This window comes from Actinomadura gamaensis, assembly GCF_042652125.1.
GTDB classification, from domain to species: Bacteria; Actinomycetota; Actinomycetes; order Streptosporangiales; family Streptosporangiaceae; genus Spirillospora; species Spirillospora gamaensis.
The window spans coordinates 326,097-352,457 of sequence record NZ_JBHSIT010000009.1; the positions used below are offsets into that span (position 1 = coordinate 326,097).

General features: G+C 72.5%; 25 protein-coding genes, 3 tRNA genes and 1 pseudogene. 19 read left to right on the forward strand and 10 right to left on the reverse strand.

Annotation, left to right across the window (positions count from 1 at the left end):
- Nucleotides 1–34 precede the first annotated feature (34 nt).
- On the forward strand, nt 35–634 hold the full coding sequence (orn, locus tag ACFPCY_RS29535) for an oligoribonuclease (RefSeq protein WP_378260432.1): 600 nt from the start codon (nt 35–37) through the stop codon (nt 632–634).
- Between the two features lie 71 nt (nt 635–705).
- Nucleotides 706–781, forward strand: a tRNA-His gene (locus tag ACFPCY_RS29540).
- 124 nt (nt 782–905) lie between these two features.
- Here the strand turns inward: ACFPCY_RS29540 and ACFPCY_RS29545 are convergent.
- Nucleotides 906–2,237 carry a serine hydrolase domain-containing protein gene (locus ACFPCY_RS29545; RefSeq protein ID WP_378260434.1) on the reverse strand — a complete coding sequence of 444 codons (1,332 nt, stop codon included), beginning with the start codon at nt 2,235–2,237 and terminating at the stop codon, nt 906–908.
- Nucleotides 2,238–2,472: 235 nt separating this feature from the next.
- On the opposite strand from ACFPCY_RS29545, the gene ACFPCY_RS29550 reads away from it, so the two are divergent.
- The 4 genes from ACFPCY_RS29550 to ACFPCY_RS29565 all read left to right on the forward strand — a co-directional run bounded on the left by ACFPCY_RS29550 (nt 2,473) and on the right by ACFPCY_RS29565 (nt 5,426).
- Entirely contained in the window at nt 2,473–3,768 is a 1,296-nt protein-coding gene (locus tag ACFPCY_RS29550) for a cytochrome P450 family protein (protein WP_378260436.1), read from the forward strand.
- A 381-nt stretch (nt 3,769–4,149) separates the two neighbouring features.
- A complete protein-coding gene (locus ACFPCY_RS29555; RefSeq protein ID WP_378260438.1) occupies nt 4,150–4,728 on the forward strand; it encodes a LuxR C-terminal-related transcriptional regulator in 579 nt (192 codons plus the stop codon).
- 114 nt (nt 4,729–4,842) lie between these two features.
- Nucleotides 4,843–4,915: transfer RNA gene (locus ACFPCY_RS29560), tRNA-Lys, on the forward strand.
- 160 nt (nt 4,916–5,075) lie between these two features.
- On the forward strand, nt 5,076–5,426 hold the full coding sequence (locus ACFPCY_RS29565; RefSeq protein ID WP_378260440.1) for an STAS domain-containing protein: 351 nt from the start codon (nt 5,076–5,078) through the stop codon (nt 5,424–5,426).
- Between the two features lie 279 nt (nt 5,427–5,705).
- On the opposite strand, the gene ACFPCY_RS29570 is transcribed toward ACFPCY_RS29565, so the two are convergent.
- From ACFPCY_RS29570 to ACFPCY_RS29590, 5 genes are all read right to left on the reverse strand, one after another.
- The gene (locus tag ACFPCY_RS29570; RefSeq protein WP_378260442.1) at nt 5,706–7,724 is read right to left on the reverse strand and encodes a xanthine dehydrogenase family protein molybdopterin-binding subunit; all 2,019 of its coding nucleotides are present in this window, start codon (nt 7,722–7,724) and stop codon (nt 5,706–5,708) included.
- On the reverse strand, nt 7,721–8,674 hold the full coding sequence (locus ACFPCY_RS29575; RefSeq protein WP_378260444.1) for an FAD binding domain-containing protein: 954 nt from the start codon (nt 8,672–8,674) through the stop codon (nt 7,721–7,723). Before ACFPCY_RS29575 ends, ACFPCY_RS29570 begins: the two co-directional genes overlap by 4 nt.
- Entirely contained in the window at nt 8,671–9,180 is a 510-nt protein-coding gene (locus ACFPCY_RS29580) for a 2Fe-2S iron-sulfur cluster-binding protein (RefSeq protein WP_378260446.1), read from the reverse strand. The genes ACFPCY_RS29575 and ACFPCY_RS29580 overlap by 4 nt, the downstream gene beginning before the upstream one ends.
- Before the next feature lie 243 nt (nt 9,181–9,423).
- Complete coding sequence (locus ACFPCY_RS29585; RefSeq protein WP_378260448.1) at nt 9,424–9,861, reverse strand: hypothetical protein; 438 nt, start codon at nt 9,859–9,861, stop codon at nt 9,424–9,426.
- Between the two features lie 176 nt (nt 9,862–10,037).
- On the reverse strand, nt 10,038–11,918 hold the full coding sequence (locus ACFPCY_RS29590) for an ATP-binding cassette domain-containing protein (RefSeq protein WP_378260706.1): 1,881 nt from the start codon (nt 11,916–11,918) through the stop codon (nt 10,038–10,040).
- Between ACFPCY_RS29590 and ACFPCY_RS29595 the strand changes: the two genes are divergently transcribed.
- Nucleotides 11,904–12,311 carry a hypothetical protein gene (locus ACFPCY_RS29595; RefSeq protein WP_378260716.1) on the forward strand — a complete coding sequence of 136 codons (408 nt, stop codon included), beginning with the start codon at nt 11,904–11,906 and terminating at the stop codon, nt 12,309–12,311. The genes ACFPCY_RS29590 and ACFPCY_RS29595 overlap by 15 nt on opposite strands.
- 807 nt (nt 12,312–13,118) lie before the next feature.
- Here ACFPCY_RS29595 and ACFPCY_RS29600 read toward each other — a convergent pair.
- Nucleotides 13,119–13,421: pseudogene (locus tag ACFPCY_RS29600) on the reverse strand (FHA domain-containing protein); the annotation flags it as partial.
- A gap of 117 nt (nt 13,422–13,538) precedes the next feature.
- Here ACFPCY_RS29600 and ACFPCY_RS29605 point away from each other — a divergent pair.
- A complete protein-coding gene (locus ACFPCY_RS29605; protein ID WP_378260450.1) occupies nt 13,539–14,225 on the forward strand; it encodes an LmeA family phospholipid-binding protein in 687 nt (228 codons plus the stop codon).
- Nucleotides 14,226–14,352: 127 nt separating this feature from the next.
- Nucleotides 14,353–14,425, forward strand: a tRNA-Lys gene (locus tag ACFPCY_RS29610).
- Nucleotides 14,426–14,562: 137 nt separating this feature from the next.
- On the opposite strand, the gene ACFPCY_RS29615 is transcribed toward ACFPCY_RS29610, so the two are convergent.
- On the reverse strand, nt 14,563–14,967 hold the full coding sequence (locus ACFPCY_RS29615) for a roadblock/LC7 domain-containing protein (protein WP_378260452.1): 405 nt from the start codon (nt 14,965–14,967) through the stop codon (nt 14,563–14,565).
- A 246-nt stretch (nt 14,968–15,213) separates the two neighbouring features.
- Here ACFPCY_RS29615 and ACFPCY_RS29620 point away from each other — a divergent pair, with 246 nt between their 5' ends.
- The 9 genes from ACFPCY_RS29620 (at nt 15,214) to ACFPCY_RS29660 (ending at nt 22,700) form a co-directional block, all read left to right on the forward strand.
- Nucleotides 15,214–18,024 carry a sensor histidine kinase gene (locus ACFPCY_RS29620; RefSeq protein WP_378260454.1) on the forward strand — a complete coding sequence of 937 codons (2,811 nt, stop codon included), beginning with the start codon at nt 15,214–15,216 and terminating at the stop codon, nt 18,022–18,024.
- Nucleotides 18,021–18,440 (forward strand): roadblock/LC7 domain-containing protein, encoded by a 420-nt coding sequence (locus ACFPCY_RS29625; protein ID WP_378260456.1) that lies wholly within the window; start codon nt 18,021–18,023, stop codon nt 18,438–18,440. The genes ACFPCY_RS29620 and ACFPCY_RS29625 overlap by 4 nt, the downstream gene beginning before the upstream one ends.
- 6 nt (nt 18,441–18,446) lie before the next feature.
- Complete coding sequence (locus ACFPCY_RS29630) at nt 18,447–18,815, forward strand: DUF742 domain-containing protein (RefSeq protein WP_378260458.1); 369 nt, start codon at nt 18,447–18,449, stop codon at nt 18,813–18,815.
- Nucleotides 18,796–19,404 (forward strand): GTP-binding protein, encoded by a 609-nt coding sequence (locus ACFPCY_RS29635; RefSeq protein ID WP_378260460.1) that lies wholly within the window; start codon nt 18,796–18,798, stop codon nt 19,402–19,404. The genes ACFPCY_RS29630 and ACFPCY_RS29635 overlap by 20 nt, the downstream gene beginning before the upstream one ends.
- Before the next feature lie 55 nt (nt 19,405–19,459).
- Nucleotides 19,460–20,224 (forward strand): glucose 1-dehydrogenase, encoded by a 765-nt coding sequence (locus ACFPCY_RS29640; RefSeq protein ID WP_378260462.1) that lies wholly within the window; start codon nt 19,460–19,462, stop codon nt 20,222–20,224.
- Nucleotides 20,225–20,330: 106 nt separating this feature from the next.
- Nucleotides 20,331–20,558, forward strand: coding sequence for an RNA polymerase subunit sigma-70 (locus ACFPCY_RS29645; RefSeq protein WP_378260464.1), 228 nt, complete (start codon nt 20,331–20,333; stop codon nt 20,556–20,558).
- Nucleotides 20,558–21,016 (forward strand): Clp protease N-terminal domain-containing protein, encoded by a 459-nt coding sequence (locus tag ACFPCY_RS29650; protein ID WP_378260466.1) that lies wholly within the window; start codon nt 20,558–20,560, stop codon nt 21,014–21,016. The genes ACFPCY_RS29645 and ACFPCY_RS29650 overlap by 1 nt, the downstream gene beginning before the upstream one ends.
- 29 nt (nt 21,017–21,045) lie before the next feature.
- Nucleotides 21,046–21,870, forward strand: a complete 825-nt coding sequence (locus tag ACFPCY_RS29655; protein ID WP_378260708.1) for an ABC transporter ATP-binding protein — start codon at nt 21,046–21,048, stop codon at nt 21,868–21,870.
- Nucleotides 21,867–22,700, forward strand: a complete 834-nt coding sequence (locus ACFPCY_RS29660; protein WP_378260468.1) for an ABC transporter permease — start codon at nt 21,867–21,869, stop codon at nt 22,698–22,700. The genes ACFPCY_RS29655 and ACFPCY_RS29660 overlap by 4 nt, the downstream gene beginning before the upstream one ends.
- Nucleotides 22,701–22,880: 180 nt before the next feature.
- On the opposite strand, the gene ACFPCY_RS29665 is transcribed toward ACFPCY_RS29660, so the two are convergent.
- Nucleotides 22,881–24,083, reverse strand: coding sequence for a S53 family peptidase (locus ACFPCY_RS29665; RefSeq protein WP_378260470.1), 1,203 nt, complete (start codon nt 24,081–24,083; stop codon nt 22,881–22,883).
- 223 nt (nt 24,084–24,306) lie between these two features.
- Here ACFPCY_RS29665 and ACFPCY_RS29670 point away from each other — a divergent pair, with 223 nt between their 5' ends.
- Nucleotides 24,307–24,900, forward strand: a complete 594-nt coding sequence (locus ACFPCY_RS29670) for a hypothetical protein (protein WP_378260472.1) — start codon at nt 24,307–24,309, stop codon at nt 24,898–24,900.
- Nucleotides 24,901–25,005: 105 nt separating this feature from the next.
- On the opposite strand, the gene ACFPCY_RS29675 is transcribed toward ACFPCY_RS29670, so the two are convergent.
- Nucleotides 25,006–26,127 (reverse strand): serine hydrolase domain-containing protein, encoded by a 1,122-nt coding sequence (locus ACFPCY_RS29675; RefSeq protein ID WP_378260474.1) that lies wholly within the window; start codon nt 26,125–26,127, stop codon nt 25,006–25,008.
- Nucleotides 26,128–26,361: the final 234 nt, after the last annotated feature.

Sequence of the window (26,361 nt, forward strand, 5' to 3'; positions counted from 1 at the left end):
CCCACCGCGAGCCCGGGGGTCGTATGGTGAACCCATGAATGAGCGGCTCGTTTGGGTGGACTGTGAGATGACCGGCCTCGATCTGCGGCACGACGCCCTGATCGAGATAGCCGCCCTGGTCACCGACAGCGAGCTCAACATCCTCGACGAGGGCGTCGACGTGGTGATCAAGCCGCCGGAGGAGGCCCTCGCCCAGATGAGCAAGGTCGTGCACGACATGCACACCTCCTCGGGCCTGCTCGACGTCCTGCCCGGCGGCGTCACCCTCGCCGAGGCCGAGGACACCGTCCTGGACTACGTCCGGCGGCACGTCCGCGAGCCGAAGAAGGCGCCGCTCTGCGGCAACTCGATCGCCACCGACCGCTCCTTCCTGGCCCGCGACATGCCCGCCCTGGACGGCCACCTCCACTACCGCATGGTCGACGTCTCCTCGATCAAGGAGCTGTCCCGCCGCTGGTACCCGCGCGCCTACTTCGCCAGCCCGGAGAAGAAGGGCGGCCACCGCGCCCTGGCCGACATCACCGAGTCGATCGTCGAGCTGCGCTACTACCGCGCCGCCGTCTTCGTCCCGCAGCCCGGCCCCGACTCCGAGACCGCCCGCGCGCTGGCCGCCGAGATCCTCTCCCAGTCCTGAGGAAAACCGGGTGCGCGACCACCCCCCTCGAACCGCTACACTGATTCTCGCCGGGGCAAGCCCCGGCCCTGGTGGGTGTAGCTCAGCTGGCAGAGCACTTGGTTGTGGTCCAAGATGTCGGGGGTTCAAGTCCCCTCACTCACCCCAGCTCCGGAAGGGGCCGAATCCGATCCCGGATTCGGCCCCTTCCGCGTTTCCGGAGGTCGGAGGCCACGGCGCCGGGGTCAGCGCGCCAGGGGCACAGGGGCGCCGGGGGCACGGGGCGCCGGGGTTACGAGGACGGGCGCAGGAGGTCCGGGTCGAAGGCGGCGGCGGCGAGTCGCATGACGTACGGGGACTCCGAGCCGTCCTTGTTGCCGGTGGGGTTGAGGCTGTAGACGGCGACGCGGCGGAGGTCGCGGGTGGCGAACACGCCGCTGGTGTAGCCGGGGCGCGAACCGGTCTTGCCCCAGGCCGTCACGCCGTTCGGAAGGGTGAAGCGCATCAGGCCCGCGCTGAAGCAGGCGTGACCGGTGTCGGGGCCGAGATTGCAGTGGCTGTCGTCGGCGTACTTCACGTCCGGCACGGTGAACATGGCGGCCAGGACGGAGCGCGGGACGACCCGGCCCTGGAAGATCGCGCGGATGAAGCGGGTCAGGTCGGCGTCGCTGGAGATCATCCCGCCCTCGGCCCACGGGTAGGGGCTCTGCTCCGACACGTCGGCGAGGACGGTCTTCCCGTCCCTGGTCACCGCGACGTAGCCGTGCGCGTGCGGGCCGGGGAGGCGCGGGTCGCGGCGGTCCAGGACGTAGGTGGAGCGCAGGTTCAGCGGGCGCAGGACGCGGGCCCGGACCTCGTCCGCGTAGGTGCGTCCGGTCACCTTCTCGATCAGGAGGCCGGCGACGTAGTAGTTGAGGCCGTTGTAGCGCTGGCTGGTGCCGGGCGCGAAGTCCCTGGGCGCGGTCATGGCGTCGGCGACGATCTGCCGCGGCGTCCAGCTGTCGAAGCGGTGGTCCACGAACCACTGGTTCGGGTCGCCCTGCGGGTCGCCGAGGTGGCCGCCGGTCGGGAGGCCGCTGGTGTGGTCGAGCAGCTGCCGGACGGTCACCGTCGGGTACCCGGCGGGCAGCAGGCCGGGCAGGTAGTGCTGGACAGACCCGTCGAGGTCGATCCGGTGCTCGGCGACGAGCTGGAGGACGACGGCGGCGGTGAAGACCTTCGTGATGCTCCCGGCGCGGAACCGTCCGTCCGCGGGGACGGGCTCGCCGGTCTTCACGTTCCCGACGCCGGACGTCCCGCTCCAGTGCCCGGCGGATCCGGTGATCTCGACCATCGCTCCGGTGACGGTCCTGTCGGGCAGGCCGGCGATCGCCGCGCGCAACGTCGCCGGGTCGAGCGGCGGCAGCTTGACCTGCGGCTTCGTGCCCGCGGGCGGCGTCGCGTCCGCGGACGGCTCGGCGTTTCCAGGCGGCTTCGCGTCCGCGGGGGGCGTCGCGTCCGCGTGCGGCGGGGTTGGGGTCAGGCGCGTCGTCGCGGCGGATGCGGTCGCGGTGCTCACCGCCACGGACGCGGCCAGGACGGCCGCCGTGAGCACCAGCGGCCTTCTCGTCCTCGAATTCCTCATGCGAACGATTAGATCGGCGGTCACGGGGGCGAGCCCATGTCGCTGGTTTCCGTCTTCGCGGTGGTCCTGGCTGCACCGGGGCGTTACAGGAGGATGGAGTGTCCGGTGGGCTCGGGTAGTGCCACCAGGGCGTCCGGCGTGGCGGCGGTGACCGGCGGTTACAGATGGACGGAGCACTTCACCAGCGTCGTGCGCCGTGGGACGGTCGGCGCGGGACCCCGCCGGAGAGGACGCCGTGACCGAGCCCCTGACCGAGCCCCTGACCGAGCCCGTGACCGAGCCCGTGACCGTGGACCTGCTGGACCCCGACCTGCTGCGCGACCCGTTCGCGGGGTTCTCCCGGCTGCGCGAGCTGTCGCCGATGGTGCAGGTCACGTACGGGAGCGCGGGGACGCCGCTGTGGCTCGTCACGCGGTACGAGGACGTCCGGAAGGTGCTCGGCGACCGGCGGTTCGTGAACAGCCCGGCGAACGTGCCGGGGCTCGGGCTGGAGGACGTCCGGGCCGAGGCGTTCCGCGGCATGGGGATCGAGGACGAGTACGCGGCCTACCTGCTGCGCACCGTCCTGGACGCCGACGGGGACGATCATCTGCGGCTGCGCCGGCTCGTCGCGCGGACGTTCACGGCGCGGCGCGTCCAGGAGCTCCAGCCGCGCGTCCGGAACATCACCGCCGGGCTGCTCGACCGGCTGCCCGTCCGGGACGGCGTCGTCGATCTCGTGGAGGACTTCGCCTACCCGCTGCCGATCACGGTGATCTGCGAGCTGGTCGGCATCCCGGCGGACGACCGCGGACGGTGGCGGGAGTGGGGCCGGGCCCTGATGCGGCAGGACGACCCGGGCGGCATCGGCGCCGCCGTCGCGGGCATCGTCCACTGCGTCGAGGACCTGATCGGGCGGCGCCGGGTCGAGCCCGCCGACGACCTGATCACGGCGCTGATCCGCGTCCACGACGAGGACGGCTCGGTGCTCAGCGGGTTCGAGCTGGTCACGCTGGTGCTGGCGATCGTCCTGGCCGGGCACCAGACGACCGCGCACCTGATCGGGAACGGCGTGCTGGCGCTGCTCGACCATCCGGACCAGCTGGCGCTGCTGCGCTCCGACCCGTCCGGGCGGATGGCGGGGGCCGTTCACGAGCTGATGCGGTGGTGCGGGCCGGTGCAGGCCACGCGGTTCCGCTACGCGACCGAGGACGTCGAGATCGGCGGGAAGATCCTGCGGAAGGGCTCGCCGGTGATGGCGAGCCTGGTGTCCGCCAACTTCGACCCGCGCCAGTTCGAGGACCCTCACCGGTTCGACATCACCCGCCAGCCGGACGGCCGCCGCGAGTCCCACGTGGGCTTCGGCCACGGCCTGCACTACTGCCTGGGCGCGGCCCTCGCCCGCCAGGAGGCCGAGGTCGCGTTCACCGCCCTGCTCGCGCGCTTCCCGGAAATGTCCCTGGCCGTCCCCCGGGACCGGCTCAGCCGGACCAGCGTCCCCGGCACCTGGCAGTTGGCCTCGCTGCCCGTCCGGCTCGGCGCTCAGCCGTGAAGCAGGACGGCCGATCGGCGAACCCGCCGGCCACCGCACAGCGCAGAACGGCGGGTCTGACGGCGACCGGACGGCGCAGAACGGCGGGCCCGTCAGCTACCGGACGGCGGAGCGGCGGGTCTGACGGCGATCGGACGATGCAGAGCTGCGGTCTGACGGCGTTCGGTTGAAGGTTGTTGAGAACGCGTTCGGACTCCGGCGAACCGGGCACGGAAGGCGCGAGGCGTCCGTTGATCAGGAGGAACGCCGCCGATCGGAGCGCGCCCGGGCCGCCGGAGGGGGCGGACCGCGGACGGGCTTCCGGCCGACCCCGTGGTATCTGAATGATCGTCGGGTTATGCTCCTGACCTGCCCACCGTGAACGCGACAGCCGGAGACGGGATGAGCGTGGACGAGACGGCCCCCCTTCGCGTACTGGTGGTGGGCGGTGACGCGTCCGCACGCGCGGACGTCGCCCGCCTGCTGTCGGCGAGCGACGAGCTGAACGTGGTCGCCGAGGCCGGTGAGGCCGCCGCGGCGGTCGAGCTGGCCGGGCGGCTGCGTCCCGACGTCGTCCTGCTGGACGCCTCCGCCGCGCGCGCCGGGCGCACCGCCGAACTCGCCCGCGGCTCCCGCGTCTTCGTCCTCGCCGGGCCGGACGACTCGGGCGCGGTCGACTCGGCCGTCCGCGGCGGGGCCTGCGGCCACCTGGTCCCGGGCGCGTTCACCGCCCGCGACGTGCTGCGCGGCGTCCGGGACGCGAGCCGGATCAGCATGGGCCTGTCCGCCCGCGAGTCCGAGGTGATGGATCTGATCGCCAGCGGGCGGTCCAACGGCGAGATCGCGCGGCAGCTCTTCCTCAGCGAGAAGACCGTCAAGAACCACGTGAACCGCATCTACGCCAAGCTCGGCGTCAGCTCCCGCGCGACCGCGATCGCCCTCTGGCGCGGCCTCGTCAGCGCCCTCCCCGGCCGCGACTGACCCCCGGACGGGCCCGCTCGGCGGGGCGGGATAAACCGATTCGCGCAGGGCTCGGGGCCCTGCTACTCTCTTTCTCGTCGCCAGGGAGGCCACGGAGCCGACCGGAACGACAACGCGCCGTTAGCTCAATTGGCAGAGCAGCGGACTCTTAATCCGCGGGTTCGGGGTTCAAGTCCCTGACGGCGCACCCGCCACGAATGCCCCGGGCCGCTCAGCCGCGCCCGGGGCATTCGGCTTTTCTTCGCCGAGCGCATGAACCGGCGGGACCGTTCCTGGTTCACTGGAGGGCACTCCCGCCTCGCCGGGAGGCGACCGCCCGCCCGTCGCGGTGAACAGGGGCCAAGCCGATGGACGATTACCAGGCGATCGTGGTCCGCAACCCGGACCACCGCGTCGTCGCCCTGTACGGCGACCTCGACGCGGCCAGCATGCCCGCGCTGGAGGCCGAGCTGTTCTGCCTGCTCACCGAGAGCGATCTGCCGCTCGTGGTGAGCCTGGACGGCGTCGCGTTCTGCGACACCGGCTGCCTGCGCTCGCTGCTCCAGGCCGTCCGGCACGCGGACGCCGTGGGCTGCCGGCTGGCGTTCTGCTGCCAGCTGGAAGACCTGCTCCGCGTCCTTCGAGCCGGTCCCTGGACGCAGCACATGTGCGTCTGGCCGACCGTCGAAGAAGCGGTGGAGGCCGTCCTCCCCCCTTGACCCGGCGCCCACCGTCGCGGTGCTGGGCCGCCGCGAAAGCGCCCGCCGCCGCGGTGCCGGGCCGCCGCAAAGGCGCGCGCCGCCGCAGTGCCGCGCCGCAGTGCCGCGCCGCCGTTCAAAGGCGCGTCCGCCGTCGCTGTGCCGTGCGCCGTTCAAAGGCGTTCGCCGTCGTCGTGCCGGGCCGCCGCAAAGGCGTCCGTCGTTGCGGCGCCGGGCGGACGGAGCGGCGAGCGGACGGAGCGCTGGGCGGCCTTCCGGGACGGTGACGGCGCTTCGCGGTCAGGTGCTCGCGGGAGTTCCGGTCAGGCGCGGAAGGACGGTTTGCGGCGTCAGCGGCAGGTCGCGGAAGCGGACGCCGGTGGCGTCGTGGACGGCGTTGGCGATCGCGGCGGCCGTGCCGACGATGCCGATCTCGCCGATGCCCTTGGCGGCGATGGGGTTGAGGTCGGCGTCGTCCTCGTCCAGCCAGAACGCGTCGATGGACAGGACGTCCGCGCAGGCGGGGACGTGGTACTGGGCGAGGTCGGTGTTGACGAAGCCGCCGTCGCGGTCGAAGACGGTGTGTTCGGTGAGCGCCATGCCGAGGCCCATCGTCATGCCGCCGATGAACTGCGAGCGGGCGAGGACGGGGTCGATGACGCGTCCCACGGCGTAGACGCCGAGGAGGCGCGGGACGCGGATCTCGCCGGTGACGGGGTCGACGGTCACTTCGGCGAAGTGCGCGCCGAACGCGTGCCTGGAGTAGTCGGGCTCGTTCTTGATCTCGTCCGCCGTGTCGGCGAGGGCTTCACGCGCGTCGGGTTCCGCCAGAAGCTTCTCGCACGCGCGCACGACGGCGGTTCCCCAGCTCGCGGTTCCGGTCGAGCCGCCGGCGAGGGGCGCCTTCGGGAAGGCACTGTCGCCGAGTTCGAGCGTGACGGCGGACGGTTCGACGCCGAGCGCTTCGGCGGCGACCCGGGTGAGGGCGGTGCGGGCGCCCGTGCCGATGTCCACGGCCGCGATGCGGACGGTGTAGTGGCCGTTCCCGTCGCGGCGTGCCATGGCCTGGCTCGGCGCGCGGTTGGCGGGATACGTCGAGGCGGCCACACCCAGTCCGGTATAGGACGGTGTGGGGCTGCCCCATCCGAAGCGGCTCGCGCCCTCGCGCAGGCATCCGATGAGGTTGCGCGAGCTGAACGGGTGGCCGGAGGTGGGGTCGTTCTCCGGCTCGTTGCGGATCCGGAGCTCGATCGGGTCCAGGTCGAGGGTCCTCGCCAGCTCGTCCATCGCGCATTCGAGCGCGTACATGCCCGAGGCCTCGCCGGGCGCGCGCATCCAGGACGTGCTGGGCACGTCGAGGCGCGCGAGGCGTCCGGCGAGGCGGCGGTTCGGGGCGCGGTACATCACGCGGGACGGCTTGATCGCCTCCTCGGCGAAGTCGCGGACGGTCGAGGTCTGCTCGTTCGACTCGTGGACGAGGACGGTGAGATGTCCGTTCCGGTCCGCGCCGAGCCGGACGCGCTGGGCCGTCGGCGACCGGTAGCCGGTGATCGCGAACATCTGCTGGCGGGTCACCGCGAACCGGACGGGCCGTCCGACGGCGCGGGCGGCCATCGCGGCGAGGACGACGTGGGGGCGCGGCGTCCCCTTCGAGCCGAAACCGCCGCCGACATGCTGTGCGATGACGCGAACGTCGCTCTTGTCCAGTTCGAAGAGCCGCGCGAGCGTGGACTGGACGCGGGACGGCCCCTGGTTGGAGTCGTACACGGTGAGCTTTCTGTCACCGTCCCAGCAGGCGAGTGTGGCGTGCGGCTCCATCGGATTGTTGTGCTCCGGTGGGGTTCGGTAAGTCGCGTCCAGTTGGACGGCGGCGGACGCGAACGCGGCGTCCGGATCGCCCATCTCCACCGTGTCGCCGTGCGGCTCCTCGTCCTGCGTCTCGGCCGGGCTCCGCAGCCTGAGGCTCGGCGCGCGCTCGTCGCGGTAGTCGACGCGCAGCACCCGGGCGGCCTCGCGGGCCGTCTCGGACGTTTCCGCGATCACCGCGGCGACGAGCTGTCCCCGGTAGGAGACCCGGCGGCTCTGGAACACGTTGAGCTCGCCGTCCTGGTCGTCCCGCGTGAGGCGCGGCGCGTTCTCGCAGGACAGTACGCCCAGGACGCCCGGCATGGCGAGCACCTCGGCGGCGTGCACGGCCTCGATCTCGCCGCACGCGATCGTCGAGGTCACGGCGGACGCGTACGCGACGTTCTCGACGGGGAACTCGTAGGCGTAGCGGGCCGCGCCGGTGACCTTGTCCCGCCCCTCGATGCGGCTCACGACAGCTCCTCCAGCGTGCGGACGATCAGGCCCCGGACCAGCGCGATCTTGTACCCGTTGTCGCGCAGCGGCTGGGCGTCCTCCAGTTCGGCCTCGGCGACACGGGCGAAATCGCTTCGGGTGGCGGATTTGCCTTGCAGTTCGCGTTCCGCCCGCCGGGCGCGCCATGGTTTCGCGGCGACCCCGCCGAGCGCGATGCGGCTGTCCTGGACGACGCCGTTCCGGACGTCCAGCGCGGCGGCTATCGAGACCAGCGCGAAGGCGAACGACGCGCGCTCGCGCACCTTCTTATAGGTGCCCGTCATGCGAGGCGACGGCGGGATGCGGACGTGCGTGATGAGATCGCCCGGACGGAGCGCCGAGTTCTCGGCCGGATCGTCCCCGTACAGCTCGTCCAGGGAGAACTCGCCGCGTCCGTGGACCAGGACGGTCGCGTCCAGCGCCGCCAGCGCCACGGCCATGTCGGACGGATGCGTCGCGATGCACTCGGACGTGTGGCCGTAAATGGCGAGATTGTGGTGGTCGCCCTCGCGCGCCGAGCAGCCCGCCCCGCGCTCGCGCCGGTTGCAGGCGCGCGTGACGTCCTGGAAGTACGAGCAGCGGGTCTGCTGCAGCAGGTTCCCGCCGACCGTCGCCATGTTCCGGATCTGCCCCGACGCCCCGGACAGCACCGCCCGCGCCAGCATCGGGAACCTCTCCCGCACGGCGGGATGCGCCGCGAGATCCGAGTTCCGGACGGCCGCGCCGATGAGCAGCCCGCCGCCGCCGCCGTCGTCCTCGACGCGGTCGCAGGGCAGGCGCGTGACGTCGACCAGCCGGTTCGGCAGCGCGACGCCGAGCCGCATGAGATCGACCAGGTTCGTCCCGCCGCCGAGGTAGGCGGAGCCTTCGGTGTGCTCGGCGACGGCCGCGTCCGGAGACTCGGCTCGCGCGTACGAGAAGGGCTTCACTCGGCGGTCCTCCGCACGGCCTCGACGATGTTCGGATAGGCACCGCAACGGCACAGGTTCCCGCTCATGCGCTCGCGGATCTCCTCGTCGGTCAGGTCCGGCGCTCCGGCGAGGTCCTCGGTGACCGCGCTCGGCCAGCCCGCCTTCACCTCGTCCAGCATCCCGACCGCCGAACAGAGCTGGCCGGGCGTGCAGTAGCCGCACTGGAAGGCGTCGCATTCGACGAAGGCGCTCTGGATCGGGGCCGGCTCGCCGCCGTCCGCCAGGCCCTCGACCGTGGTGACCTCGGCGCCGTCCGCGGCGACGGCGAGCACCAGGCACGAGTTCACCCGCCGCCCGTCCAGCAGGACGGTGCACGCACCGCACTGGCCGTGGTCGCAGCCCTTCTTCGGCCCGGTCACGTCGAGCCGCTCGCGCAGCAGGTCGAGCAGCGACGTGCGGGTGTCCACGGCGATCCGGCACGGCCGCCCGTTCACCCCTAGGCCGACCTGGGCATTCTCCGTCATGATCCGGAACGTACCCAGCGTCCGGGCACGGAACCGCTCCCGGAGCACGGGCTCGGCGCCCGCTCCCGCAGCAGCCCAAGACTGCCGTCAGCGCAGCTCAACGCCGCTCCAAAGATGCAGCTCCCTTCTGCGCGGACAACTCTGGGTTTTACGCGGACGGCTGTGGACGGGCGGCTCGGCGCGGACAGCTCAGCGCGGACGGCTCGGCGCGGACGGCTCGGGCCGACGGTTTGGGGGGACGGGTCAGACGACGCAGCGGCAGTAGAGGCGGCGGCCGCATTGCAGCGCCTGGCGGGCGAGGGCGCAGAAGTCCTCCAGGAGCACGGTGAGCCCTTCGGTGTCGGCTTCGCCGTCGAACTCGTCCGTCCGCGCCCACTGCTCGGCGACCCGGGCGAACACCTCGGGCTCTCCGGCGGCGAGTGCCCTGGTCAGGCCGTCCGAGAGGGTGACGACGACCGCCTCGCACTCGGGCGTGGCGGCCACGAGCTTGGCGTGCCGGGCGTCCTCGGTGACCTCGTCGTAGGTGCGGCCGGTCAGCAGCGCCTCCAGCGTCCCCAACTGGACGGCGGGCTCGATCCCCTTGGCCTCCAGCGTCCCGAGCGCGCCCAGCGACGGGAGCTCCAGGGCGGCCGCGGCGGTCGCGTCGTCGTTTGCCGCGAAGTATTCGAACACTGCGCTCACGAGAACAGCCTGGCATCCGGCACCGACATTTCGATCCGGCCCGAGGTCCCTTCACGCTTCCGCAGGTGAAAGCGCTCTCCCGGAGAGTTATCCACAGATCATGGATCCGTTTCCGTTCGATGGCGGCGGGTGCCACGATCGGAGTGCGGGTCGGGAGAGCGACGGAAGGGAGGTGATCAGAGCCGGCCGCGGCGGCGCTTGGGGCGGAGGCGTTCCAGTTGCCACCAGGCCAGCACGGTGAAGACGACGCCCAGCCCGGCGAGCACGCCCATGTCCAGGGACCAGGTGTTCAGGTCGGGGAGCCAGATGCGGTCGGGTTCCAGGGACGACGGGATGATGTGGCCGAGGTCCACGGTGGCGGCCGTGGCGGCCAGGCCCCAGCGGGACGGCGCCAGCCAGGCGATCTGTTCCAGGCCGGGTTTGCCCGCGAGGCGGACCAGCGCGCCGCACAGCACGAGCTGGGCCATCGACAGGACGATCAGCAGCGGCAGGGTCTTCTCGGAGCTGTTCACCGACGCCGAGACCAGTAGGCCGAGGGTCATCGAGACCAGGCCGAGCAGTCCGGTCGCGAGGACCAGTTCCAGGAACGGCGAGGTGAAGGTGCCGGACGCGGGCAGCTTCACCCCCAGCAGCCCGATGCCGACGAGCACCACGGCCTGCACGGTCGTGATCAGGCCGAGCACCAGCAGTTTGGAGGTGAGATAGACGCCCGCCGACAGCCCGGCGGCGCGTTCCCTGCGGTAGATCGTGCGTTCCTTCACCAGCTCGCGGACCGCGTTGCCGGTGCCGACGAAGCAGGACGCGAAGATCAGCACCATCAGCTTGGATGCGGCGTCGGCGTTGGTTCCGGGCGGTCCGACCAGACCCTTGGGGGCGGGGATCGCGGCGATCAGGCCGCCCATGATCAGCGGCATCAGGCCGAGCAGTACCAGATAGGACCGATCGGAGGTGATCACCGCGAGGTAGCGGCGGCACAGCGTGGAGAGCTGGGCGAGCTTGCTCTGCCGGGGCGGCGGCGGGGCGGGCGGCCTGGCGTCGGTGGGGCCGACGGCACCGCCCATGCCGTACCCCACGTACCGGGACCAACGCGGCGACGTGCGGAACTCGCCCGCCCAGTCGCGGTCGGGCTCGCGGTCGAACGCCTGGAACACCTCGGCCCACGACTTCGCGCCGAAGTGCACCAGGCCCTCCTCGGGCGGGCCGTAGTAGGCCATGCGCCCGCCGGGGACGAGCACCAGGAGCCTGTCGCACGCGCGGAGGTTCTCGGTGCTGTGGGTGACCACGATGACCGTCCGGCCGTCGTGCGCCAGGTCCTTCAGCAGTTCCATGACCGTCTTGTCCAGGCCGGGGTCGAGGCCCGACGTCGGCTCGTCCAGGAAGAGGAGCGATGGCTTCGTCAGCAGTTCGAGCGCCACCGAGACCCGCTTGCGCTGGCCTCCCGACAGCTTGTCGATGCGGGTCCGCGCGTGCGGGGTGAGGCCGAGTTCGGCCAGCACCTCGTCCACCCGCCGCTCCCGCTCGTCCTTGCGGGTGTCCCCCGGGAACCGCAGCTCGGCCGCGAACAGCAGCGCCTGCCGCGTCGCGAGCTGCGTGTGCAGGATGTCCTCCTGCGGGACGAGCCCGATGCGGTGCCGCAGCTCGTCGTAGTCGGAGTACAGGTCGCGGCTGTCGTAGCGGACGGTCCCCTCCGTCGCGGGCCGCGTCCCGGTCACCGCGCCGAGCAGCGTCGACTTCCCCGCCCCGGACGGCCCGATCACCGCGACCAGCGACCGCTCCGGGATCGGGAAACCGACGCCGTCCAGCAGCACCTTGCCCTCGGGCGTCCGGACGGTGAGGTCCTGCACGAGCACGGACACGTCCCCGGTGTCCACGTACTCCCGCAGCTCGGTGCCCACCAGCCGGAACGTGGCGTGCCCGACCCCGACGAGGTCCTCCTCGGTCACCACCGCCCGCTCGATCCGGACCCCGTTCACGTACGTCCCGTTGTGGCTCCCCAGGTCCGCGATCTCGGCCCGCCCGTGCCCCGTCATCCGCAGTTCGGCGTGATACCGCGACACGACCAGGTCGGGAACGACGACGTCGTTGTCAGGCGCCCGCCCGATCCGCAGCGCCTCCCCGACGCCCTGCTCAGGGCGCTCACTCCCGCGCCCACGCCCGAACCCGCCGCCCCGTCCCGTCCCCCGATCCGTCCCACGGCCCGGCACCCAGCCGGTGCCCCGCCCCGCCTGCTGCTCACGCCCAGCACCCGCGCCGGGCGACGCGTCCAGCCCCCGTCCGGCACCAACCCCGACCTGCCCGAACCCGCCCTCCTGCCCGGCCCCTCGTTCCCGCCCCCAGCCAGCAACGCCAGCCGAGCCAGCCCCCCACTCAGCGTTCCCAGCCCGTCCGCCGTCCCTGGCCCGATCGGCACCAGCCCGACCGGCCGCCGCGTCCGGGCCCGCGCTCGCTGACCAGCCCGCATCACCGGGCCGGCCCGCACCTTCGGCCGGTCTCCCACCAGCGCCCCGGCCGACGCCTCCAGCCGCGCCGGCACCGGGTGCCCACTCTGCGTTCCCCGGCCGTCCGCCGCCCTCGGCTCGGCCGCTGCCGCCGCGCCGGCCGGCGTCCCCGGCCCGTCCGGCGTCCTCGGCTCGGCCGCTGCCGCCGCGCCGGCCGGCGTCCCCAGGCCGTCCGGCTCCCGCCGCCCAGTCAACTCCTCCGTTCCCTGGCCGGCCGGCGTCTCCGGCCCGTCCGGCGCCCGGCGCCCAGTCGGCTCCTCCGTTCGCCGGCCGGTCAGTGTCGCGGGCTCGTCCGGCGTTTCCGGCCTGGTCGGGGGCTCCGGGCTGGTCGGCGCTTCCGGGGCGGGCGGAGTTTCTGGCGGGGCCCTGCGGGCCGGCGTCCGGAGGGTAGGGGGCGGCGGCGCCTGGGTGGCGTGGAGGTGCCTGGTCGTTGTCGGGCGGCCCGTGGTCGCGCCCGGTTTGGGGGGTTCGGTGGGGGTCGTAGCCGGGCGCCGGGCCGCGGCCTGCTTCCGAGGGACGGGCGGAGGGCGGTCCGTAGCCGGCGGCTGGCGCACGGCCGGATTGCGGGCCGTAACCGGAAGGGGCGGCGGAGCCTTGGGCGGGGTGAGGTTGTCGGGAGTCGGCGGAGGAGGCGGGCTGGCGGGGGGTGGGGAGTTTGATGATCTGGCTGGGGTTGCGGTCCACGCCGGGGCGGTGGTCCGGGGGGCGGACGGCGGAGCAGGCGAGGGGTGCGCCGTCGGTGGGGTGGCCCAGGCGGAAGAGGTGTTCGCCGTCGATGACGAGGCGCTGGACGCGGTGGCCGTCGAGGAAGGTTCCGTTCCGGCTGCCCGCGTCCTCGATGACCCATCCGTCCGGACCCGACCAGAGCGCGGCGTGCCGCCAGGAGACGCGGCCGTCGTCGAGGACGATCTCGGAGTCCGGGTCGCGCCCGATCCGGTACGTCCCGCCCGGACGCAGCCGATGTACCCGCTCCCGTGTCCGGACGACCAGGAGCGGCGGTGCCATGGACCCGGCCGAGGGACCCGCCGTCATGTCCGGAGTGTAAGACGTCGCACCCGCCATTGACAGGACGGATCCGGCGGCTTTGCATGAAGTCCATGCCGACCCGGCGGATACCCGCGCGATCGACGGCCGCACGGGGGATGTCGGTGCAGGGTGGTGGGGCCGGTGGACGCTGCGGTGACACGTGAGGACCGGCTGCCCCGGCGGCGCCGGCGGCGGCGCTGGCCGCTCGTCCTCGGGATCGTGCTCGTCGTGCTGGTGGTCCTCGCGATCGTCGTCGACCGGGTGGCCCTCTTCATCACCGAGGACGCCATGGCCGGCGAGATCAAGAAGCAGGGCTTCCCGGCCAAGCCGGACGTGACCATCGAGGGCTTCCCGTTCCTGACGCAGGTCGCGAGCCGGCACTTCGACGACGTGCGGCTGAAGGCGAAGAACATCCCGGCCGGGCCGCTGAACGTGACCCGCCTGGACGCGCGCGCCACGGACGTGAAGCTCAACTCCGACTACCAGAGCGGGACGCTGGGCCATGTCACCGGCGACGCCTTCGTCGGGTTCGGCGATCTCTCCAAGGCCGGGGGCAGCGAGCTGAGCCTGGAGGCGGACGGCCCGGACAAGGTGAAGGCCAAGGTCGGCGCGTTCGGCGTGGACGCCACCGCCATCGCGTCGGTCACCAAGGAGGGCAACAACATCCACGTCAGGGCGCTCTCGGCGGAGGGCCTCGACCTGAGCGACCTGGGCAACGACCTCGACTTCACCGTTCCGGTCGGCGGCCTCCCCCTGGGCATGCGCTTCGACAGCCTGACCGTGACCAGTTCCGGCGTGCTGCTCCGTGTCAGCGGCTCCCACGTGGTCTTCAGCCAGTAGTGGCCACAGGGCGGCCGAGCGTCCCGGTTCCGGGCCGGGACGCCGGTGGTCAGCGTGCTGAGCACGGGCTCGGTGCTGCTAAAGTTAGGGGTGTTGCCAGCGAGGTCGCGCCTCGCGAGGGCGACTCGCGCCGTTAGCTCAATTGGCAGAGCAGCGGACTCTTAATCCGCGGGTTCGGGGTTCAAGTCCCTGACGGCGCACCCGCCATCGAGCCGGGCATCCTCTCGTTCAGGATGCCCGGTTTCGTCATTTCCGGCCGAGAAGTGAGGACGCCGACGCGCCCCCGGTCCCTCAGCCGCAGTCACGTCGGGCGAGTCGCAGGCGGTCGGGGGGCGGGTCAGGCCATTCGGGGGTGGGACGAGAGGTGTTCGCCCACCTGGCGGACGAGGACGGCCATCTCGAAGCTGATCTGGGACGGGTCCACGTCCGCGTCGCTCAGGACGGTCAGGGAGGCGCCCTCGCCCGCGGCGGTGACGAACAGGAAGGCGTCGCGCATCTCGATGATCGTCTGGTGGACGTCGGACGCGCCGAAATGGGTGCGGGCTCCCTGGGCGAGGCTCTGCAGCCCGGCGGCCAGGGCGGACAGGTAGTCGGCGTCCTCGCGGGACAGCCCGGAGGAGGCGCCCATCAGGATGCCGTCCGCGGACTGCAGGACGGCCCGGCTGACCTGCGGCACCCGCCGGACCAGGCCGTCGATCAGCCAGTCGAGCCGGTCGGTCGTCTCGCCCCGCTGCGGCGTCACGGGAGTTCCTCTCGTCGGGATCCAGGGGTCCGGCGTCGGCGTCGGCGTCACCGAACGTCGTCACATGATCGCACCGCCGTCGCGCCAAGATCCACAAAACCAGACAAATGATCAAATCAACGGCTAGGGTGTCCCGAGTTTTCGTCCGACACCCGTCCCCGCTCCCCGCCTCCCGATCCCGCCTTCCGTCCCCGCTTCCCCGTTGTGTCCCCGCCCGTTGCTCCCCGACGCCTGAGAGACGACACCGTGAAGAGCTCTCGTCGACGCTCGATCCGAATCTCGCTCTACAGCATGCTCGTCATCCCGCTGGTCTCCCTGGTGGTGCTCTGGGCCTTCGCCGCGCAGAGCGTCGCGTCGCAGGCCATCGACCAGCGGCACATCGACACCGCCAACAAGATCTACGGCAACGCCGTCCAGCCCATGCTGATCACGCTGGCGCAGGAGCGCCAGGAGTCGGTGGTCTGGATCGCGTCCCGCCGCAGGCAGCCGCGCGCCGCCATGGACGCCGTCCGGCAGAGGATGGACGGCACGATCGTCCAGATGAACCGGGCCGCCCGGTCCGGATCGTTCCAGGACACGCTGACGCCGCTGATGAAGGAGCGGCTCGCGACCCTGATCGACAAGCTCAACCGGATCAACACGGTCCGCGGCCAGGTCGACTCCGGCGCGTTCGACAAGCTGACGGCGTTCAACGCCTACAACGACATCCTCGACTCGCACTTCCGGTTCATCTACCTGCTGGTGGCCGAGAACGGGTACCAGCAGGCGTACCACCTGACCGGCATGTCCCGCGCGATGGAGCTGGCCGGACGCGAGGCCGCGCTGGTCGGCGGCGTCCTGGTCAGCGGCGGCCGGATGAGCGCGGACGAGCGGACCGCGATCGCGCAGCTCGTGTTCGAGCGCCGCTACCTGGAGACCTCCAGCCTGTCGGAGTTCAACGAGGCCAACGGCGCGCCCTACAAGGCGGCGCTCGGATCGGCGCAGGCCAAGAACTTCACGGCCGTGGAGAACCGGATCCTCGCCGTCTCGTCCGCGGCGAAGCTCAAGCTGAGCCCCACCACGTGGCAGGCCGCGGTCGGCGGCTACCTCCAGCAGATGGACGGCGCGCTCGGCAAGTCCCGCGTCACGCTGGCCGGGGACGCCAAGAGGACCTCCGACGACACGCTCACGCGGCTCGCCCTCATCGGCGCCGTCGGCCTGGTCGCGCTGCTGCTGACCGCCCTGCTGATGCTCCGGTTCGGCCGCCGCATCGTCCGCGACCTGCGCGACCTGCAGGGCGCGGCGCACGACCTCGCCGACCAGCGGCTGCCGGACGTCGTCACCCGGCTGAAGCGCGGTGACGAGGTGGACGTCGCCGTCGAGGCCCCGCCGCTCGCGGTCGGGCGGTCGGCGGAGGTCGGCAGCGTCGCCGACGCGTTCTCGACCGTCCAGCGCACCGCGATCGAGGCCGCCGTCGGCCAGGCGGACCTGCGCAAGGCGGTCAGCAGCGTGTTCCAGAACCTCGCCCGCCGCAACCAGTCGCTGCTGCACCGCCAGCTGTCCATGCTGGACACCCTGGAGCGCAAGGCCGCCGACCCCGACGACCTCGCCGACCTGTTCGCGATCGACCACCTCACCACGCGTATGCGGCGGCACGCGGAAGGCCTGATCATCCTGTCCGGCGCGACGCCGGGGCGCGGCTGGCGGCGTCCGGTCAGCATCCTGGACGCGCTGCGCGGCGCGATCGGCGAGATCGAGGACTACGCGCGGGTCGAGGTCGTCAGCTCGGCCGAGGAGGGCATCGACGGCGCGGCCGCCGCCGACGTCGTCCACCTGCTGGCCGAGCTGATCGAGAACGCCGTCACGTTCTCGCCGCCGAACACGCCGGTCGAGGTGGACGCGGGCCTGGTCGGACGCGGCTTCGTCGTGGAGATCCAGGACCGGGGCCTCGGCGTCGGCCCGGAGAAGCTGGCCGTCCTCAACGAGCGGCTCGCCCGCGAACCGGAGTTCGACCTGTCCGGCGGCGAGCAGCTCGGCCTGCTGGTCGTCGGGACGCTGGCGCACCGGCACGGCATCCGGGTCGTCCTGGAGCCGAACTCGTACGGTGGTCTGAAGGCGATCGTCCTGCTGCCGCACTCGATCGTCGTCTCCGCCGACCGGATCAACCACCCGGACGCCTCGTCCGAAACCGCCACCTCCGACGCATCCGCCGCAGAGCCGCACAAGCCCTCTGCTGATCCAGAGCCGCACCTGGTCGCTGCCGCAGCGCACCCGCGCGACACGTATGCCGGCACGGACGCGCACATGCCGTCCGCCGCCGGAGACCTTCACGGAGCGTCGGCCCCCGTTCCGCCCGGAACGCCCGTCGACGCGAACTCGCACGAGGCATCTGCCGGGGCGGTTCCGCGTATGACGGCAGCCGACCCACAGCCGCACGGCGCGTTGCCCGAAACCGACCCGCACTGGACGCCTGCCAGGGCGGATGCGCGTATGCCCGCCGAGGTGGCGGGAGCGCGCGGGGAGGACGAGGAGCGGTCTCGCTCGTCCAGGGGCCGGACGGGCGGGATCGGCGGTTGGGGCGACGGGTCCGAGGTGCAGCAGGGGACCGGCGCCCACGCCCGCCCCGCAAACGAGCCCGACGCCCAGGACCCGCACGCCCGCCCCGGAAGCGGGGCCGACGCGCAGGGCTCGCATGCCCGGCCCGCGAGCGCGGCCGAGACGCACGGCACTCACGCCCGGCCCGAAGGCGAGCCGGAGATGCCGAGGGCGCGCGCTCACTCCGAAGGCGAGCCCTCGACGCGGGGAACGCACGCTCAGCACGCAGGCGAGCCGGAGATGCATGCCGGGATGCCCAGGCGGGTTCGGCGGGCGAACCTGGCTCCGCAGCTACGGGACGGCGAGGCCCGGCGGGGCGCCGCCGCTCCGCCGGACGACGAGCCCCAGCGGACGCCCGGACGGTCCCCCGAACGCGCGCGGTCGGTGATGGCGTCCATGCAGAGCGGCTGGCGGCGCGGGCGGGCCGAGGCGCCCGCGCCGCCGCGGTCGGTGCGGTGGAACGACGACGAGGGGGAGCGATGACGGAAGCGGCGATGAGCGCCGAGCAGGTGGGCCGGGCGCTGGACGGCCTGGTGGCGCGGGCGGTGCCGGACGGCGGCGGCGCGGTGCTGCTGTCCAGCGACGGGCTGGTCGTGGCGGCCTCGTCCGGGCTGCCCAGGGAGGACGCCGAGCATCTGGCGGCGCTGGTCGCGGGCGTGCAGGGGCTCGCGCGCGGCGCTTGCCGCCGGTTCTCCGGCGGCGAGGTGATGCAGAGCGTCATCGAGCTGGACTCGATGCTGGTGTTCATGGTGCCCGCCGGCGAGCACGCCGTCCTCGCGGCGCTGAGCCCGGCCGAGGCGGACGCGGGCGCGGTCGCGTTCGCGCTGGCCGATCTCGCCGAGCGGTTCGCCGAGCGGCCCCCGATCCTCCCCCGGCTGTCGGGGTTCGGCGTGAGGTGAGCACGGGTGAGCAATGACCGCTGGCTCGACGAGGACGCGGGGCCGATCTTCCGGCCCTACACCGTCACGCGCGGCCGGACCCGGCCGCGCGACGACACCCTCGACCTGATCTCCCTGCTGGAGGCGACCGGCCTGCCCGCCCCGCGCCGGATCCGGCTCGATCCCGAGCACCGCCGGGTGCTGGCCGTCTGCGCGCAGCCGATCACCTTCGCCGACCTGTCGTCGGAGATCGATCTGCCCGTGGGCGTGGTGCGCGTCCTGGTGGACGACCTGCGCGACGAGAACCTGCTCAGGGTCCTCCGGCCGACCCCGACCGGCGACGTCCCGGACGAGCTCGTACTAAGGAAGCTGCTGCATGGACTACGCGCACTCTGACACCGCCGTCCACGATCCCGCGGTCTCCCGGAGCCAGCCGATCGCGGCGAAGATCCTCGTCGCGGGCGGGTTCGGCGTCGGCAAGACCACGATGGTGGGCGCGATCAGCGAGATCCGCCCGCTGCGCACCGAGGAGCTGCTCAGCGACCGCGGCGTCGGCGTGGACGACACGACCGGCGTCGCGGGCAAGACCAGCACGACCGTGGCCATGGACTTCGGCCGCATCACCATGCGGGACGGCCTGGTGCTGTACCTGTTCGGGACGCCGGGCCAGCAGCGGTTCTGGTTCATGTGGGACGAGCTGGCCCTCGGCGCGGTCGGCGCGGTCGTGCTCGCCGACGTCCGGCGGCTGGCCGACTGCTTCGCCGCCGTCGACTACTTCGAGGACCGCGGCACCCCGTTCGTGGTGGCGGTGAACTGCTTCGACGGCGCCGAGCGCAAGGACCCGGCGGACGTCCGGATCGCGCTGGACCTGGACGAGGACGTCCCGCTGGTCATGTGCGACGTGCGCAGCCGCGAGTCCGCCAAGCAGGTGCTCATCGCGATGGTCGAGCACGTCCTCGCCCGTACGACCGCCGTCCGCGGCTGACAACCCAGCCCCCGCACAGGCTGGCAACCCAACCCCCGCACAGAAGGAGACAAGCGTGAGCGGAAAGCTCGCCGGCAAGGCCGTCCTCATCACCGGTGCCTCGCAGGGCATCGGCGCGGCGACGGCGCGCGTGTTCGCCGGTTACGGCGCGCGCGTCGCGATCGCCGACGTCAACGAGGAGGGCGGGCGCGAGACCGCGGCCCAGATCGAGAAGGACGGCGGCGAGGCCCTGTTCGTCCGCGCCGACGTGACCGTGGGCGCGGACGTGGAGGCCGCCGTGGCCGCGACGGTCGCCGCGTACGGGCGCCTGGACGCGGCCGTCAACAACGCGGGCGTCGAGGAGCAGGGCTCGGCGCTGCACGAGGTCACCGAGGACGCCTGGGACAAGCTCGTCGCGGTGAACCTCAAGGGCGTCTGGCTGTCGATGAAGTACGAGATCCGGCAGATGCTCGCGCAGGGCGGCGGGACGATCGCCAATATGGCGTCCGTCGCGGGCCTGGTCGGCCTGCCGCTCGGCATCTCGGACTACTCGGCGACCAAGGGCGGCGTCGTGGCGATGACGCGCACGGCCGCGATCGAGTACGTCCGGCAGAACATCCGCGTCAACGCGGTCTGCCCGGGCGTCGTCCGCACCGCCCTGCTGGACGCCGCGATCGAGGGCGGCATGTTCACCGAGGCCGAGGCCGCCGCCCTGCACCCGTCCGGCGTCCTGATGGACCCGGAGGACGTCGCCGAGACCTTCGCGTTCCTCTGCTCCGACGAGTCGAAGCACATCACCGGCCAGTCGATCGCCATCGACGCCGGCATGTCCGCCGGCTGACCCCGGTTCCACTCCCGAAGGCCCTCCCCGGCAGCCCGCCGGGGAGGGCTTTCGCGTTAAGCAACCTCGGTTGACAAAGCGAGATTAAGCAACCTAGGTTGCTTATATGAGCGGGGACGAGGCGGGGCGGGATCCGGGGGACGATCTGGCGGCCGTCGTGGCGATGCGGAAGCTGGCGGACCGGCTGGAGGACGCGGCGGTCGAGCGGGCCATGCGGGCCGGGTGGAGCTGGTCGGACGTCGCGCAGGCGCTCGGGGTCACGCGGCAGGCCGTGCACAAGAAGCACGCGAAGCGGCTCATCGACGCCGGGGTCCGGCTGCGGAGGAGGAAGTGATGGGCCGGGTGTACGTGGACGCGCTGCTCGTGCGGGCGGCGGAGGAGGCGCGGCGGGCCGGGTCGCGGACGATGGAGGCCGAGCACGTGCTGCTCGCGCTCGCGGCCGAGCCGGACGGCGACGTGGCGGAGGTGCTCGGGGCCGCGGGGCTGGATTACCAGGGCGTCCAGGACGCTCTGCGGCGCGAGTTCGAGCACGGCCTCGGGACGGCCGGGATCTCGATCGACGACGAGGACGTTCTTCGGCCGCGTGCGGCGCGGCGGCAGCCGTCCGATATCGGGGAGTCGGGGAGGTTCGTCCTTGAGCAGGCGATGGGCACCGTCCGGAAGCGGGACATGCGGGCGCCGCACCTGCTGCTGGGGATTCTGGAGCTGAAGGTCGGGACCGTCCCGCGCGCGCTCGACCTCGCCGGCGTGGACGTCGAGGGCCTGAAGGCCAGGACGCGGGCGTTGCTGTGAGCGTCGCCCTTGAGGTCGAGGACCTGCGGATGCGGTACGGCGACCACGACGTGCTGCGCGGGGTGAGCTTCAGCGCGCGCCGGGGCGAGGTGCTGGCGCTGCTCGGGCCGAACGGCGCGGGGAAGACGACGACGATCGAGATCCTCGAAGGGTTCCGGACGCGGTCGGGCGGACGCGTCGAGGTGCTCGGCGTCGATCCGGCGCACGCGGGCGAGGGGTGGCGGGCTCGGATCGGGATCGTCCTCCAGTCGTGGCGCGACCACGGGCGATGGCGCGTCCGGGAGCTGCTGGCGCATCTCGGGTCGTACTACGCGCGGCCGTGGGACGCGTCGGAGCTGGTCGCGGCCGTCGGGCTGGCCGACCAGGCGGACCACCGGGTGCGGACGCTGTCGGGCGGGCAGCGGCGGCGGCTGGACGTGGCGATCGGCATGGTCGGACGGCCCGAGCTGCTGTTCCTGGACGAGCCGACGACCGGGTTCGATCCGGAGGCGCGGCGCGAGTTCCACGACCTCGTCCTCGGCCTGTCCCGGGCGGACGGCACGACGATCATGCTGACCACGCACGACCTGGCCGAGGCCGAGAAGCTGGCCGACCGGATCGTGATTCTGAACGACGGACGGATCGTCGCGGACGGCACGGCGGCCGAACTCGCCGAGCGGATCGCGGGCGAGGACGAGGTGCGGTGGACGCTGGACGGCCGGCGGCACGTCCGCACGACGCGGGACTCGACGCGGTTCGTCCGGGAACTGTTCGAGGAGCACGGCGACGCGGTGGAGGCGCTGGCGGTCCGGCCGTCCTCGCTGGAGGACACCTACCTGTCGCTCGTCCGCGGCGCGGAAGAGGCGGTCCGATGAGAGCGTTCAGGGCGGGGCTCGCGCGCGGGGTGATCGAGCTGCGGCAGGCGTTCGGCGGGTCGGAGCTGGTCAACCACCTGCTGTGGCCCGTCCTCACGCTGGTCGCGATCTCCTTCTACCGGAACCGGGAGTTCCGGCACACCGGGGTCAGGCTGGGGACGCTGGTCCTGCCGGGCGTGCTCGGCATGTTCGTCGCGCTCGGGACCGTCCTGGTGATCCAGTACCTCACGGTCGAGCGCGAGGACGGCACGCTGCTGCGGGCGCGCGCGACGCCGCACGGCGTCCGCGCGTACTTCGTCGGGAAGCTGTTCATGACGTCCGGATGCGTGCTGGCGTACCTGGCGATCCTGCTGGTGCCGGGTGTGTTCCTGGTGGACGGCCTGAGACTCGGCTCCCCGGCGGCCTGGCTCACGCTGGCGTGGGTGCTGCCGCTCGGGCTGGTCGCGACGCAGTCGGTCGGCGCGGCGCTCGGCGCGCTGGTGGCCGGCCCGCGCGCGGCCGGGCTGATCACGCTGCCGGTGATGGCGGTGATCTCGGTCTCCGGGATCTTCTACCCGATCACCGCGCTGCCCGGCTGGCTCCAGGACGTCGCGCAGGTCTTCCCCGTCTACTGGCTCGGCCTCGGGATGCGCTCGGCGCTGCTCCCGGACGGCATGTCCGCGGTCGAGATCGACCACTCCTGGCGTCATCTGGAGACGTTCGGGGTGCTCGGCGCGTGGGCGGCGGTGGGGACGCTGGTCGCGCCGGTCGTCCTGCGGCGGATGGCGCGCCGCGAGTCCGGCGCGCGCGTGGCCGCCTACCGGGAGAAGGCGCTCCAGCGGATCGGCTAGGACGCGACGCGTGCGAGGCGGTCGGACCCTGCGGGGTAGGGGTCCGACCGCCCCGGGCGTTCAGCCGGTCGGTCAGTCGTTCAGCCGGTCAGCCGATCGGTCAGTCGTTCAGCCGGTCAGCCGGTCAGCCGGTCGGTCAGTCGTTCAGCCGGTCAGCCGGTCGGTCAGTCGTTCAGCCGGTCAGAAGGCGCCGGTGCCGTTCGGCGTGCCGAGGCCGGTGGGGCCGTCCCAGCCGGTGCGGGCGGTGCACAGCTGCGACGGCGAGCACGAGCCGTTGCTGCCGCTGGTGACGTCGAACAGGGACGTCTTGTGGTTGTACGGGTAGTTGTTGTCCACCGAGGACGCGTTGCCCGCGAGGGCGTAGACGGCCGCGATGAGCGGGGCCGACGCGCTCGTCCCGCCGAAGACCATCCAGCCGCTCTGGCCCTGGTAGGCGGTGCTGTCGTAGACGGCCACGCCGGTCGCCGGGTCGGCGACGGCGGAGACGTCGGCGACGGCGCGCCGCGAGCAGCCGGTGCCGGCGCTCGCCTGGCCGGACAGCGCGGTGTTGTAGGACGAGCAGCCGCTGCCCGCGCCGCTCCAGGCGCTCTCGGTCCAGCCGCGCGCGTTGCTCGACGACCGGAGCGAGGTGCCGCCGACCGCCGTCACGTAGTGGGACGAGGCCGGGTACTCGACGCCGTAGCCGTTGTCACCGGAGCTGACGGTGATCGCGACGCCCGGGTGGTTGTAGTACGAGCCGTACGAGGAGTCCGACGCGTCGGAGCCGCCGTAGCTGTTGCTCACGACGTGCGCCAGCTTGGCGGCGGTGTTCTCGGCGGCACCGAGGTTGGCGAACGACGGCGTCTTGGCCTCGACCAGGACGATCTTGCAGTTCGGGCAGGCCGCGGAGACCATGTCGAGGTCGAGGGAGATCTCCTGCGCCCAGCCGCCGTCCTTGGACGGGTAGCTGGTGCCGCCGTTCTGGTCCACCTTCTTGAAGCAGCCGTTGGCCGTGGTGCAGGCCGACAGCCCGTACTGCTTGCGGTAGACGTTCAGGTCGGCCTCGGCGGTCGGGTCGTCGTAGGCGTCGACGATCGCGACCGTCTGGCCCGAGCCCGCCGTCGAGGACGGCAGCTTGTAGGCGCTCTGCAGGTTGGCGGGGCTCAGGCCGCTCGGGGCCGCGGCGGCGGCCTTGAGCGTCCGGTCGGCCACCGCGACGTCGTTGCGGACGATCGCGTGGCAGTGCGCCCTGCCGGCGGTGACGGTGGCGCAGGAGTGGTGCGTGCCGGCGGGAGCTGCCGGGATCGCGGGGCTCGCCGAGGCCGTACCGAACGGGGTGCCGAGCACGGACGCCGCGGCCAGGATCATTCCGGCCATGGCGGTCCGCATGGGGGGTCGCCGCATGGGCTCTCCTCGTGAAGCGGGGGGACAAGGGCGGCGCGCGGGGAAGGCGTGCCGCCCTGGAGGATCACATGCGAAGACCTGGCCCGAATAGACCAGAAAAAGACCTTTCATCACTTCTGTCACTGGTCGCCAGCCGGACCCCCGGCCGGGTGTGACGAGCCGCCAAAGTTGCCCGCTTGAGCAACCGGTAGGGATTCCCCCCTTGCCGCGGAAGGTGCAGCATGTGCGGGTGCCCAGCCTCGACGACCTGCGCCGCCTCTCCCCCGGCGAACGCGCCGAACTGCTCCGCGAGCTGATCCGGCTCGCCGACGACGACCCGCTCGCGCTGCCCGGCGTCCGGCTGCGCCGCCGGTTCGCGCTCGCCGTGCTCACCGCCTGCTGCGTCTGGCTCGTCCCGTGGACGGTGCTGCTCGCCTTCACGCTCCCCGCGCACTACGAGGCCGGCCAGTGGCGGATCGCCTGGATCGGCTTCGACATCGCGCTGACCCTGGCGATCGGCGGGACGGCGCTCGCCGCCTACCGGCGGCTGCAGGTCGTCGTGTTCGGGCAGATCGTCTGCGGCACCCTCCTGATCTGCGACGCCTGGTTCGACATGATGCTGTCCTGGGGGACGCACGACTTCCCGCTGAGCCTCGCGACCGCGCTGCTCGGCGAGCTCCCGCTCGCCGGGCTGCTCTTCTACGCGGCGCGGCACGTGGTGATCGAGACCGTCCACACCATGTGGGTGCGCGAGGGCCGGCAGGGTCCGGCACCGCGCCTCCGGGAGATCCGGATCTTCACCATCGACCCCCGTCATCACCACCACCGCCACGACTGAGCAGCCCGAGCGAAGGTCGGCCGCGCAGGCCAGCCGCGCGGGCCAGCAGGGCAGGCCAGCCCTGGGCCAGCCCCGCGGGCCAGCCCCGCGGGTCAGCCGCGCTGGTCAGCCGCGCTGGTCGGCTACCGCCTTGGCGACGGCGTGGAGGGCGGGGAAGGTGTCGGCGTCGTTCACCGAGAACAGCGTCGAGCGGACGATCACGACGTGGCGCACGGGGTCGACGTAGATGAGCTGGCCGCCGAGGCCGCTGGCGTAGTAGCCGTCGTTCCCGTCGATCCACCAGTGCAGGCCGTAGGACGGGCTGACCCCGGACGGCTTGTGCACCGCGTCCACCCAGGACGCCGGGACGACCGTCCGGCCCGCGACCCGGCCGCCGTCCAGCATCATCTTGCCGAAGCGCGCGAAGTCGCGGTCGGTGGAGTAGATGCAGCAGTAGCCGAGCGCGTGCCCGTGCGAGTCGGTGCCGACGTAGTCGGTGTCGGCCATGCCGGTCGGCTCCCAGATCCGGTCCTGGAGGAACTTGGAGAACGGGATGCCGTAGGCGTTGGCGACGACCTGCGCGAGGACGGCGCTGTTCAGGCTCGTGTAGTTGAACTTGCTTCCCTGCGGCCAGCCGGTGTGCCGTCCGGCCGCCCACTGGACGGGCGTGGCGAGGCCGAGGCTGAACGCGGGGTGCATCGCGATGTCGTCGGTGGTCTCGTTCCAGTCGATTCCGGACGACATCCGCAGCAGGTTGTAGAGCGTGACCTTGCCGTAGTCGGCGTTCACCAGCTCGGGGATGTACCGGGCGACGGTGTCGTCCAGCGAGTGGATCTTCCCCTCGGAGAGCGCGATGCCGACCGCGTCGCCGGTGAACGACTTGGCCATCGACCAGGACTGGAAGCGGCTGTCCTTGCTGTAGCCGGGCGCGTACCACTCGGTCACGACCTTGTCGCCGTCCAGCACCAGGAAGCCCTGCGTGCCGGACGAGCTGAGGTAGTCGTTCAGCGTCTTGGTCTGCCCGCCCGACTGGTAGGTGACGTGCAGGTCGCGCTGCGCGTCCACGAGCCGGACCGGGTCGCCGGACGGCTTGAGCGGGTCGAATCCCGGCAGGATCGACATGATGTCCGGGACGGCGGGCGGCCCGGGCGGCGCGGCGTCCGCGCGCGCGGGGGCGGACGGCACGGCCAGCGCGGCGGCGCTGAGGACGGAGGCGGTGGCGAGGGACAGCATCCTGCGGCGGCGCATGGCAGCTCCCGGGGGTGGGCCGCGATCTGATCATCCGGACGCTAGCCCCGGGGCCTATTGGACAACAAGTACATCGAGTGACAAGAGCGGCGCTTCGCGGCACTCAAGCGAACACAAACGTTCTTCTACCACGCGATTCCGGTCACACCGTCGCGCAAGGACGGCTGACCGGAACCGGACGGGCCGCGCCCTCTTGACCGACCGATCATCAGCGTCTTCAATGCTCCTGCGGTG